Source organism: Chitinivorax sp. B (genome assembly GCF_005503445.1).
GTDB lineage: Bacteria > Pseudomonadota > Gammaproteobacteria > Burkholderiales > SCOH01 > Chitinivorax.
In genome coordinates this window covers 15,522-27,883 of sequence record NZ_SCOH01000057.1, presented here as the reverse complement: position 1 = coordinate 27,883, position 12,362 = coordinate 15,522, and the positions used below count along the sequence as shown (strand labels likewise).

At 54.5% G+C, this 12,362-nt stretch carries 12 protein-coding genes; 1 reads left to right on the top strand and 11 read right to left on the bottom strand.

The window, feature by feature from the left end; all coding sequences use genetic code 11:
• Positions 1–221: 221 nt before the first annotated feature.
• A complete protein-coding gene (locus FFS57_RS22450; RefSeq protein WP_137940074.1) occupies positions 222–443 on the bottom strand; it encodes a transposase in 222 nt (73 codons plus the stop codon).
• Positions 444–817: 374 nt separating this feature from the next.
• Here FFS57_RS22450 and FFS57_RS22445 point away from each other — a divergent pair, with 374 nt between their 5' ends.
• Entirely contained in the window at positions 818–1,330 is a 513-nt protein-coding gene (locus FFS57_RS22445) for a PraA/PraB family alkane oxidation protein activator (RefSeq protein WP_137940073.1), read from the top strand.
• Between the two features lie 355 nt (positions 1,331–1,685).
• On the opposite strand, the gene FFS57_RS22440 is transcribed toward FFS57_RS22445, so the two are convergent.
• The 10 genes from FFS57_RS22440 to FFS57_RS22395 all read right to left on the bottom strand — a co-directional run bounded on the left by FFS57_RS22440 (position 1,686) and on the right by FFS57_RS22395 (position 12,208).
• Positions 1,686–2,726, bottom strand: a complete 1,041-nt coding sequence (locus FFS57_RS22440; RefSeq protein WP_137940072.1) for a matrixin family metalloprotease — start codon at positions 2,724–2,726, stop codon at positions 1,686–1,688.
• 41 nt (positions 2,727–2,767) lie between these two features.
• Positions 2,768–3,619, bottom strand: a complete 852-nt coding sequence (locus FFS57_RS22435) for a hypothetical protein (protein ID WP_137940071.1) — start codon at positions 3,617–3,619, stop codon at positions 2,768–2,770.
• 148 nt (positions 3,620–3,767) lie between these two features.
• Positions 3,768–4,946: a helix-turn-helix transcriptional regulator gene (locus FFS57_RS22430; RefSeq protein WP_137940070.1), complete on the bottom strand. Its 1,179-nt coding sequence runs from the start codon at positions 4,944–4,946 to the stop codon at positions 3,768–3,770.
• A gap of 80 nt (positions 4,947–5,026) precedes the next feature.
• Positions 5,027–5,635: a DUF924 family protein gene (locus FFS57_RS22425; protein WP_249384126.1), complete on the bottom strand. Its 609-nt coding sequence runs from the start codon at positions 5,633–5,635 to the stop codon at positions 5,027–5,029.
• Position 5,636: 1 nt separating this feature from the next.
• Positions 5,637–6,281, bottom strand: a complete 645-nt coding sequence (locus FFS57_RS22420; RefSeq protein WP_171014148.1) for a glutathione S-transferase family protein — start codon at positions 6,279–6,281, stop codon at positions 5,637–5,639.
• An 88-nt stretch (positions 6,282–6,369) separates the two neighbouring features.
• Positions 6,370–8,442, bottom strand: coding sequence for a bifunctional diguanylate cyclase/phosphodiesterase (locus FFS57_RS22415; protein ID WP_137940068.1), 2,073 nt, complete (start codon positions 8,440–8,442; stop codon positions 6,370–6,372).
• Positions 8,439–8,963 carry a YfiR family protein gene (locus FFS57_RS22410; protein WP_137940067.1) on the bottom strand — a complete coding sequence of 175 codons (525 nt, stop codon included), beginning with the start codon at positions 8,961–8,963 and terminating at the stop codon, positions 8,439–8,441. The genes FFS57_RS22415 and FFS57_RS22410 overlap by 4 nt, the downstream gene beginning before the upstream one ends.
• Entirely contained in the window at positions 8,960–10,945 is a 1,986-nt protein-coding gene (locus FFS57_RS22405; protein WP_137940066.1) for a TonB-dependent receptor plug domain-containing protein, read from the bottom strand. The genes FFS57_RS22410 and FFS57_RS22405 overlap by 4 nt, the downstream gene beginning before the upstream one ends.
• A 217-nt stretch (positions 10,946–11,162) precedes the next feature.
• Positions 11,163–11,927 (bottom strand): substrate-binding periplasmic protein, encoded by a 765-nt coding sequence (locus FFS57_RS22400; RefSeq protein ID WP_137940065.1) that lies wholly within the window; start codon positions 11,925–11,927, stop codon positions 11,163–11,165.
• A 5-nt stretch (positions 11,928–11,932) separates the two neighbouring features.
• On the bottom strand, positions 11,933–12,208 hold the full coding sequence (locus tag FFS57_RS22395; RefSeq protein ID WP_137940064.1) for a TIGR02647 family protein: 276 nt from the start codon (positions 12,206–12,208) through the stop codon (positions 11,933–11,935).
• Positions 12,209–12,362 lie beyond the last annotated feature (154 nt).

Genomic DNA, 12,362 nt, shown 5'->3' with positions numbered 1-12,362 from the left:
AGTCAAGCTTGTTTATTAAAGGACTGACGCTGGTCGGCATTGTTGCGAATGGCTGAATAACCTGTCAAATCAATATGATTATTGGAATAGATGCATATTTACAAATCCGGCCGATTGGGCAGCATAGCATGACCATGCAATGGTCTGACATCAGTGCCAGGGCGGAATCGAACTTTAACCCTTGTTTAAGCAAATAAAAGTTCTGTCCAAAAGCGCGGACCTCATGCCGCCCGCTGGCGTTTGCCAGCCACACTATCCTTACGCTTGGTATGTTGCCGGATCACACTCTGTACCGCCCGGGTGAATAGCGTCAGCTGCACCACATCATCCGCTCCGGTCACACACAGTTCACCCTCGCGGAAGACCACGTCTAGCACCCAGTGCAGTTCATTCTCGATACCCCAGTGGCGGCGAACTGCCTGGGCAACCTGCTTGGTGTCCACTGGCAGGGAGCTCAGGTACCAGCGCGCATCACTGCAGCGTCGGCGCGCCGGCCATCGTTTTGATCGAGCGTTTCGACATGCGGCTGCCCGGCAAAGTACACTGCCGCGCTTGATTCCATACCATTGGCAAGTCCGGTCGTGCCTCTAGGACGCTAGTTTATCGAAAACTGGTTTTGTACAGCGCTGCTTTAACTATCAATTAATCGCTAGATTTAAATTTAATCAATTGAAATATTGAAACTAGTAATTTTGATAAAAGTCAAAAATGAGTCAAACAACAATACAGTGAGCAGCAGAGCCATGCCAATGTAGGGTCTGATTTTTCAACCACGGATTCATCGTTGATATTCACACCCTACAGAAAGGCAAATTACATGAATAGAATCACACTATACTTTGCCAGGTGGATTGTTGTGCCATGTTTCCACTTGGCCATTCCGGCATTTGGCATCACCATTACACCACCCGGTGCCGGCGGTATGGCCATTCCCTTTTCAGCCGTTGGGCCCGCTTCGGTGAGCAAATCGGGTGTTGGGATCAGTTGCACCGCCGTTTTCAACGGCACCGTTGATGGTGGTGGCAATTTGCGTATCACCAGTGCGGCATTTTCCGGCTCGTCGTTGTGTCGGGTCATCAAGGCTAATGCAACATCGCTCACCCCTTGGACTGGGCGCGTCGACTCGATAAGCCAGCTGACGATCGATAACGCCTCGGTAGATGTCAGAGTTATTTTGGTGGGCGGTATATGTGGGCCCAGCAAGATTTCAGCACAGATTACCGACAATGAAAGCGAGACCGTGATTGGGCTCAACAACGCCAATCTGGCCGGCAATTGCACCATCTCCGGTACGTTGTCGACAACACCGTATTTGCATGTGACGCCTTGAATCTGTTCACGACGATATCGCATACATCTGAATGGGGGCGCGCGCAGCTCAAAACCGCCATTTACTTACGTAGATGTCAGTTTTTTCACACCGCGCCCCACCTAATTGAAAGCATGAACAAATTCCTGGATCACTTTACGTGTGAAATAAAGCAAACCTTCTGATTGACATCACTTCGAACGACGTGGATTGAATCTGCCGGTAATTCAAACCGCCTGCAATCTTAACCTATAGTTTGTTCTCAATTTAATTATTCGACTGATAGAAAATATTTAGCTCGTTTCGCAATCAAGCCGAATTGAAAAACCACCCCATGGCGACTGCCACAGGGTGGTTGGCGTTTTGCTGACATATTTCAATAGATGGTGATGTTGCGTGGCATGGGTTGGGTATTGTTGCCTTCGTTGGCCTCACCCATCGCGCCATCATAGTCCACTTTGAAATTCAAGTTGTAGACACCAGGTGCTACCCAGGCGGGTATGGTCAGTGCACGAGAGAATGTGCCCGTTGCGCCCGCCGAGCCCCAAGCGCCTGTATTAGTGCCCAGCAGAATGCCGCCCAGATAGAAGCCGATATTGAAGGTTTTGGTGGCAGTGCTCAGGTTGGAGAAGGTAAATTCGATATTGATCGTTGAGCCACGAGCCGCCGACAAGGGGCTGCTGACCAAACCGGATGTACCTGCACCTGTGCGTTTGAAGGCCGAGCCGGCGACATCCGTTTCGGCTGTCGCATCTGGATACAGTGACCGAACGCCAATTCGATCATCCCCGATCGGGTCCCATTCCTTGAACTGTCCCAATGGGCCGCTATTGGGGTAATACGAGTTCATATTGGACATCCACCGGTCTTCATGTCCCAGGCCCAGTGCATGCCCCAGTTCGTGCAATGACACCCCTTCAAAACTGTAGGGGGAACCAAGGTTGGCGTAATTGAATGCGCCGGTGGACCAGGCCAGATTGCTGTTGAAGGCGATGTCTGCCTCGTCTCGCCCGTAATGCCAGCCAAACAGCCAGTAACAGTGATATCGGGAGAAGGTCACGGCCAGTGCACCGCCTGCTTCGCTGCCATGCAGATAGATTTCGTTCACACCATTGCTGTTGCTGTGGGTGCCGTCTGTATCACGGCCAACATAGAAATTGAAACCGGCACCTTTGACATTATTCCAGTGCCACATGGCATTTTGCAGCTTACTATCCCATACACTGCCGGCAGGGAAAGAGGTGGTGCTGATGTACATATTGGTCCAGCTATTGTTCCAGCGGATCTTGTTACCATTACATTCCTGCCAGGAAGCTGCCATGGCACCAGGTGCAGACAGTGCCAGTAGTGTACTGGCGGTGAAACAGGCAGCAACTGCACGAGACAACGGGGTGAGATGGGAGATGAAGGTTTTCATCGATATGCTCCAATGCAAATTCGGGATGATCTGGTCGCAACTTATTGCGACTGGGTATCAGACTGGGCGGGTTGCTCGCGTTGCGGCAGCACCGGGGTCATGCTCTGGTTGAGCTGTTGAGGTGCTTTCGTGCCAGCAGGGGCGGGTGCGTCACGACCTACGGTATCGCTGGCCATGAGTGCTTCCCGAGTGTCGGCACTGAGCAACGCCGGGCGGGCAACCTTGGCGGCCAGTCGGGCGGATGACTGATTGATGGCATCGATGAAGGCCTGTACTGACATGGCCGGTCTTGGCAACATGGCCGCTGCAGTCATCGGGGTCATCTCGCCGGTCTCGGTACGGCCGGCGCTGATCTGTGCAGCCGCGCTTAGCGGCTTGCGAGCCCCCAGAATGTTGGCTTCCGGCGCATTCACCATGTCTTTGTCAACATGGCCAGCCTGGACAGCGACAACAGGGTTATTGTCACTATCATGGATGACGTCTTGCCGTGATGCGGCATCCGCGACGATACGGAACATGCCCTGCCCCCAGCCCACCAACGGTACCAGGTCACGGCCATTGTTCTTCACGAACAGTACTACCCGTTGCCCAGCCTCAAACTCTGGACTGCCATCCATGTGAATGATTTCATTATTGATTCTCCCACCTTTCAACCGCAGGGTGAGCATTGGGCGGGCGTAGTTGCCGTCCAGTACTTTCACCTGATCCAGTGTCACCAAAGTGTAGATATCACGACGATTGTCATAACGGGCTTCCACCCGGCCAATTCGGCCCATGACAATACCGTCGGCCTCCTTGATCAAATCGTCGAAACTTTTGTAAAGCAAGGTTGTGGACCCTGCCTGTGCCGTATATAGCAGCGGCAGCATGGAAACGAGAGCAAGCTTGCGCATGGAATTTCTCCTGATAGATAGCAAAGGCAATACAAACCAATGCGAATGAATGAACGCACGGTTGCATGCACGATATCGCCCGGTTTGGTGATTCACATGCCCCAAATGGGGTATGCGCCATCAGATCAGGAAAAAAATAGATGAATGGTCAAATGCCCCGACCACTTTGAGGTGTTGCCTGTGGGACTGGCGGCAAGCGCAACAACAGGCTGACCAGCTCGCTTTGGCGATGGGTATCGGTTTTGGAGAAAACACACTTCAGTTGTGTGCGCAAGGTATCAACACTACGGCCTGTTTCTTCCGACAGCTCATTCAGGCTACGTCCTGCAGCCAACTCAAGGGCCAATGTGGCTTCGGCAGGGGTCAAACCAAACAGAGCCCGCAATTGCGCGGCCGCACCCCGTCGAGTCTTGCGGGGATCACTGACCAACACCATTGCCAGTGGTGTTGCACCATTTGACGCATAACGCGAGGTATCCTGCAATGGCAACACACACAGAATTTGCCGGTGCTCCCCGACAGGACGTGACGTATGTAAAAACGCCCCTTCTCCGCCCTGGCAAACCCTGCGTACCGCGCGCTCCAGGCGCTGATCTGCGTCGACATCATGCAATATCAGCCGTGGACCGGTTTCAAATGCTTTTTGCCGCCCAATGCGGCCAGACAACATCACCCGTTCGCCCAGCAGATTGGCAAACACGATATTGCGTGAAACGCCCACCACGAATACGGCCACCTCCATCATGTCCAATGCCGATGCGCCCAGCAACCCGGTAGACTGGCTGCTTTGCATCTGCTGGACATGGCATAACAACTGTACCGCCTTGACGATATGGGGCGACAGCTTGGAGAGTACCGCCATTTCCAGCCCGCCAAACTCACCTTGTTCCGGCCCACGCTGAAATCCCAACAAGCCTTGGCTATCATCCGGGCTACCGATACAAGCTGCCGCCACATAGCGAATACCATGCGGAATCAGGAAATCATGCTGGAAAGCCCGTTTTTGTCGGTACCGTTCATCATGCAACGCATCGTAAGCAACAAACTCGCCAATCTGCCGGCCCTGCAACACTTCGGGCAAGGGATCGAGCGAACGGTAGTAGTCCACATACTGTTGCTGGCATTCTTCGCTATGGCCGGTTGCCGCCCACAACAGTTGCCGGCTGGAGGCAGCCTGACGATCACGCACAATCAACCCACCGCCGAATGCATTCAGCAAGCCACTGATCTGTTGCAGTACCGTTGGCCACATGTGGGGCGCCAGTACGGTATCGTAAATCCGAGCAGTCAGCAGACTGATGGTTTCATCATTGATGGATGCAGGCATGGCCAAGTCCTCGTGTCCACTGCTGGCTAGTCACCAACAGTGGACCTGACAAACCGGTTCATCCCAAGTCTGAAAAACGGCTAGAACGATGAGCCGGGTTGGCTGAGAAACACCAGCTCGTCTGAAGTACTGGCACGGCCCAGCACTGGGTTCCGGTGAGGGAAGCGACCAAAGCGGGCGATCACGTCATGGTGGCGCACCGCGTAGTCGTAAAAGGTTTCGAAATGAGCGTTGTCTGTTCTCAGCTTAGCAAACAACTTCACGGACTGCTGCTGTACCACCAAATCCTCGGCATGCTCGAAAGGCAGATAGCAAAATACCAATTGCACAGGTAGGTATTGTGTTACCCAGCCACGTGCCAGCAGTTGTGTCGCCCATGCCAAGGCTGTCGTATCGCAAGCAAAAGCACGTGGATCATTTCGGTAAAGATTGCGCGAGAATTGATCCAATACAATCAACAGAGCCAGCATACCTGTTGGGGTATTGGCCCAATCGTCGTGCTGTCCGGCAGCCACTTCTTCATGCAAGCGGCCAAATTGGCGACGGATAGCTTCGTCAAAGACGATATCCTTCACGAACCAGGCTGTACGTGGTTGCCCATATTCCGGGGAGTCTGGCGTTCCGAACCAAAAATCCAACACATCCTGTGGGGTGGTCGCAACCAAAATGTCAGTTGATGTCGGCTGCACCTCAACCCTCCCGCCAATGTGGTGGGTAGGTTTTGTCGAAATACGGCAATGCCTCGACCCGCGCCTTCCACGCTTGCAGTTTTGGGCCAACGCTGGCTGCCACACCCAGTTGAGGCAAACGCTTCTGCTCGACACGCAAAGCGTAAGCAAGCATCGAATACAACACAAAATCTGCCGCGCTGAGCTCGCCTACCAGGAAATCGCCTTTTAACTGGCTTTCGAAATAGGCCAGTTCCTGCCTGATTGTCGTCACACCAGACTTGACAATGGCCTGATCCGCATCACCTTCCTTCCAGATCAGTTCGTCGAAGACCTTTTCGACAGCGAGGTCCAAATAGTTATTCACCTCAGCCTGCAGGCGTCTTGTCAGTCCCCGTTGGCGAGCATCACCGGGGTATAGTTTGGCGCCGCCATAAGCATCATCCAAGTAGTTAAGAATGGCGGAGGATTCCCACAATACGAAGTCACCATCAACCAGCGTAGGCACCTTGCCACGTGGATTGATCGCCCTGAATTCCGGCTTCTTCAGGTCACCTTCCGAAAAGCTCATCATCTTCAATGTGTAGGGCAACTGCTTGAATTCCAGCGCCAACCAAACGCGCCAGGCAAAAGGTGAACCGGATCCTGCATATAGGGTAATACCCATCGTGCCTCCCAAATGAATGTGGATTGAGGATTGCATCAGACGTTATCAAGCACAGCGTATTGGCAATGCCCGCCACAATGTACCGCGTCTAGTCTGCATTCGCATCCCCTTTCGATTGAGCAAGCAAGGCCTGTGCAGCCTCTGCAGGTAACGGCTTGCCATACAGATACCCTTGCCCGAAATGGCAACCCAGTTCGGTCAGGGCATGAGCTTGCTCTGGTGTTTCAATACCCTCTGCGATCACTTGCAACGACAGAGCCGATCCAATGGCCACAATGGCGCTGGCAATGGCCATACCGTGAGTATGTGCGGCCAGGGCGGTCACGAATGCACGATCGATCTTCAGACAAGTGATGGGGAAGCTGTCCAGATAGGCAAGTGACGAATAACCCGTTCCAAAATCATCAATCGCCAGATTGAAACCCGCTGCGCGCAATTGGGCCAACCGGGCCAGAATGGATGAGGAGCGATCAACCATCAGGGTTTCAGTCAGCTCCAACTCAACCGTGCCTGCGGGCAGGCCCGTGGCAGCCAGGATCTTGCACAGTTGCGACACGCTGCCATCTTCTGCCAGTTGCCGGGCTGACACATTCACACTGATCTGCAGATCCGGTACCAACTGCCGCCAGGCCAGCAGTTGATCACAGGCTTGGCTTAACACCCACTGCCCAATCGAGACGATGGCGTTGCTGGATTCGGCCAGTTCGATGAACTCGACTGGGCTGATTTCGCCAAGTTGTGGATGCCGCCATCGTAACAGCGCTTCAAAGCCGATGATGTCGCCGCTGTCCAGCCGTACCTTGGGCTGGTAGGCCAGCCAGAACTGCGGTGGGTTCAACGCCGTCAACAGATCGCGACCCAGTTGTTCACGACGCCCCAACATGGCATCGCGCTTGGGTTCATACATGCGCAGCGCATTCTTACCGCTGTTTTTCGCCTCGTACATGGCACTGTCGGCGCGACGTAACAGGTTGGTCACATCATCTGCCAGCTCAGGGTACAGACATGCACCAATGCTGGCCGATACCAGACCAGTACGGCCATGTAGCGTATAGGGTTCGCTCATGACGGCCAGTAATTTCTTCCCAATGGCTTCACACTGTTTTGCATTGTTGATCGAGTTGAGAATGACGGTGAACTCGTCACCACCCATGCGGCAGACCATGTCATTGCTACGCAACGTGGTAGTCAGCCGCTCACCCACCTGTCGTAACAATTCATCGCCACAGTCATGGCCAAGGGTGTCGTTGATCTGCTTGAATCCGTCCAGATCGATAAACAGCAAGGCGCAAGATTGCCGAGCATGGTCTGCTTCTGCCACCGTGGAGACAATGCGCTCCATGAAGAAATGGCGGTTATGCAGGCCGGTCACACTGTCGATATACGCCAGATCATTGAGCCGCCGTTCTGCTTGTCGCCGTTGCCCCAATTCACTATGTAACATGGCATCGCGCAACTCCAGCTGATCCATCATGGCATTGAAGCTTTCGGCCAGCGCATGGGCTTCGGCACTGCCACTGCCATAGGCACGCAAGCTGAAATCCTGTTGTTCGCGTACTTGCTGGGTCACTTGCACCAACTCGGCCAGGGGTTGTGCCAATCGCGCTGACAACGCACGCCAGAGCCGTACTGCCACCCCAAATGCCAGGCTGGCTACGGCCACCCCAAAGCCCAGGGTGACGGCCAACTGACGGTAGGCGGTCGCCAGATCCAACTCCATCGCCAGCATACCGACTTGGTTGCCATGCAAGGTAATCGGACGATATATGGCCACGCCACACCAAGTATGATCGATACCGGCCTCCGTCGTGGCTGTCAGACTATGGCAACCGGCATTGTTGATATCATGACGGTATTCCCCAAGCACACGTCCATCAGGCAGAACGATACGGGCCTGTACGATTTGTGGCGCCGCCCGTAATGAGTCGAGAATCTCGTCGGCTTCTTGCGAATTGCCAAATGCCACCGCCGCTGCACTGTTCGCACCTACAATTTCGGCCTGGGTGACCAGTTCGGCCGTGATGCGTTGCCGCAACTCGTACAGTTGCGCCGCCATCATCAATAACGCCAGCGCCGCCAGCGCACAGCCAGTCAACCACAACCCCATGGTCGTGATCTGCTTGTGAATGGGGCGAGTCGCGGACGAATCGATTGCGCTCAACGTGACTCCGACACGTAGATGGCCAGCTTGAGCATACGAGAGCTGAAGCCAAGTTTGGCGCGCTTGGCCTGTGAAAGATTGACTTCAAACCCCAGCTTCAGATCACGCTTGCGGATCTCGATCATCAATCCGCGATCCGCCAACCCATCAGAGTCAGTCACTGTCAGCACGGGTGCATTCGACAACCGTCCCAATACCTCATCAGCCAACTTGCGCTGACTATCATCGATATAAAGCGCATGGCAGGTATCCACTTCCTTCGCACCAACATGGCGCACCTTGATACGCAGACCATTCAAGACTGGCTTGCCTTCCAGTCCATCCAGTGCAGCATCCAGCGGTGTGGTGCCAAGCACACACAACTGAAACGGCTGATCAGGAGGCATGGCCGGCCATTGGGTAAACTGGATGAAATTGTAGAGGTACGCCACCTTCAGGGCATGCTCGTCCGTACCAGCAGACACTGAGTCAATGTGCCCAGCCAATGCAAACAGCAACAGCGTGAGGTGCCGGCCGCTCATCGGAGCACCCCTGACAGCTCGATCCAGACATGTCGCGTGCCACGTGCATCCTGGTCTGCTGGTTGATAGGGCCGCATGGCGTGATACTTGCGATCAAGTGCATCACGTAAACCAATGGTGAGATTCAGCGGCCCCAACAGTTTTCGTGCCACCAATGTCAGATCCACAATCGTACGAGACGGGACCTTGCCAAAATTGAAGTCTGCATCCACAGCACCCTTGTAAGGGCTGGTGCGACGTACCGAGATACTGCCCCGCACCCGTTCGCCATCAAGCGGTACCGACGCCATCAGCTTTGTGACGGTATGGGGCGAATAAACCAACGAGTCTTCCGTATTGGCCTTGGTGCGTTGCCATGCCTGGCTGGCCCGCAAGCGCCAGCCTTGCCACTGGTATTCGCCTTCCAGCTCAATCCCTCGCCCATGGATCAGTTCGGCCCCTGTCCCGCTGGTGCTGAAGGGCCGTTGCAGACGAAAGTGGTATAACGAACCCAGCCAGCGGGTGCTGCCATACCGGTATTCAGTGATGGCTTCATCCGACCGCAAACGTTCCGTCGCTGACTGATCGAATTCGAACTGCTCGATCCCAGGCGAGGGTAGACGGGAACTGATCCCGCGTGAGAGTTTCACTGTCCAGCCCGGTAAAGGAGTACCAACCAGCGCAACCCGTGGGCTGAACAAAGTACGCATACGCTGCGGTTGGGCTGCTTTCAGATCAGGGTCAACAGGTACTCCCTGTTCCAGCACCAGCAGCCCAGGGTTGGCACCCAGTCGACGCTCAGCCCGCAGGCCCAGGGTAGCCGTCCATCCCGCACCCAGCGCAATCTCATCTTCTACCGAGATCCCTAATGACTCTCGCGTGGTCGTGCCAAGATAGGCTGGCGCAATGCTATCGTCAGGCGGATCATTCCAAGCCTGTATCCGCGGATCACGCCGCCAGCGCAACCCCACCACCCAACGATGCCCCTTCATGCCGGTATAGGCCGTCTGGGTGTCCAGACTCCACCACGCGCCATCAAAACCGCCATGGTAGTAAAACGGCTCAAATGGTGTGAATCGGTAACGGTATTTGCCACCATACGCGCGCAGTGAACTGCGCCAATCTTCAGCCGGTTCCACATCATAAGACAGTGCAAACAGGTCATTAGCGTCAGCGGTATTGCTGACAAATCCTCGATTGTCAAACCCCACCGATCGACGCGCACTGAGCCATTGCACCCCAAAACCACGCCATTTCCCGATCAGCGCAAACTGATGGGACTTGGCTTTGCTACCTTCCAGCAAAGTGCCCGCTTCCCGCATTGGCATGCCATCGTTGCGATGAACGGTCAACGACGCCAACCATTCGCCACCTTCATCAAAACGCTTGCCAAGGCTCAGTCTGGCCTGTCGTTCTGCTTTGCTGCCGCCCATCACGGCCAGCTCGGCACCGTCCAGATCCCGCCCTGGCCGTGTGACGATATTCACCACACCAAGAAATGCATTGTGGCCATACATGGCCGATCCCCCACCTGGGGCGTATTCGATCCGGTCGATCATGGCGACGTCGATCAAGGCATCGTGACCAAGATAGATCTGTTCAAAAATATTGTCGTTGGTCGGCACCCCATTGATCAGCAACAGTACACGCCCAGCAAATGTACCCGGCCCGCCAATGCCACGCACACCTAGAAACGGGTATTCCAGCGTGTGATTCATGTGCAGGCCACGCATGTGATCCAATATCTCGGCCAGGGTACGCCAACCGTGATTGCGGATGTCATCTGCGGTCAGTACCGATAACGCAGACGCGGCATCGGTGATCTCACGGGCAAAACGGGTGGCGCTCACTACTTCAGTGTCCAGCAACTGTTCGAGAGGCTGGTCAAACAGGGTATCGGCTTGGACCGATGTAATGGCAGTGATCAACGGGGCAAGCGCGGCAACAGCCCGACAGCGATGCCAAAGTAATCGGCGAATGCCGGGAAACACGGTCGCGCGCATTGTTTCTACCTTATCAGGGGAAGATGCGTTCTTTGCAGTCTGATTCCCAATTATTCACATGCTGACTACCCAATCACCGTCATGGTTCGAATGATCGGCTTCAATCAAAGGTGGTGACTCATGCTTGCTTCTTTATAGTGCATTCCATCTGGGGCCGGCGGGCGCACCATCGATCAGGAATCGGCCTGTTGTGCAGCGGATCGAAACAATGGCAAATTCATCGACCCGCGTTACCGTGTTGCTGCCCAATCTGTAGCCAAGTTCTGAAATCCTTGCCAGTGTGTTTGCGATACACCTGATCAAAACTACCGTCAGTCAGTAGCTTGGCCAATTCACGATCCAGATCCCTCACCAGTGCAGCATGTTTTTTCTGAAACAACATTACCTGCGGCTCAGACACCACAGCCGGCAAAAGTACCCGAATATTCAAGCGATCCCGTCGTTGTACCTGATCTCCCCAAATCGTGTCTTCAAATACGACATCGACACGGCCATTGGAAAGCGAATACAGAACATGGCGGCCATCACCCGCCACCACTACCGTCCAGCCTTTTTGCCTGCGCAGGACGGACGGCCATTCATAACCCACAGCACGGCCTACCCGCTGGCCACGGAATACATCCAGCGTGCTGAACGAGCGTAATGAAGAACTGTCACGGACCCAGGCAGCAATCATCCAATGCTCAGTAGCCACCGATGTATGTGGCCACGCGGGCAACTCATCTGCATTCACGAACAGCATGCCATCCATCTCGCCATTCATGACCTGCCGCTGACAGCGGATATAGGATGTTTCGGTAAACTTTGTCTGGAACCCCAGATTGGCCAACGCTTGGCTCACGAGCTCGATCGTAATCCCAACTGATCCACCCTTATCCGACTTGGCATAAGGTTCCCATTCTTCATGACACAGTGTCAGCCGTGGCGTTGCCGCATTGGCGGACAACGACCAAATCAGCAGCAACCGTGCAACACCCCACATGGTGGTTACTCGATCAACTCGTGCGACACCACGGAACGTCCATGTTTTGCGCCCAGCACCGCCAATACTTTTTGAAGCGATTCGGCCAGATGAAAGCCTTCCTCCGTCAGATATCCACCGTCCCGCTCGGTAATCAACCCTTTCTGATGAAGCCGCTCAGCGGCCGCCACCAGGCTCGCCTCCGCATCCGCCCGCAGTTTCAAACCCTGCTGACGGGATGTCAGTGAATAACGGGCAAGCAACTCCAGCTCGTGATGACGATCCAAATCGATTTTCAGCATTGATCTCCCCTTGTTGTAACCTACACCGCATGTTGTTACGCACCGTTCGGTTGACCGCCAGGCCAATACAGAACCGGTTGCCGCTCTGTCACTATAGCAACCGGCCACTACACACGACAAAGTGTTTGATGCATATCAACGTGAGTATGCCATC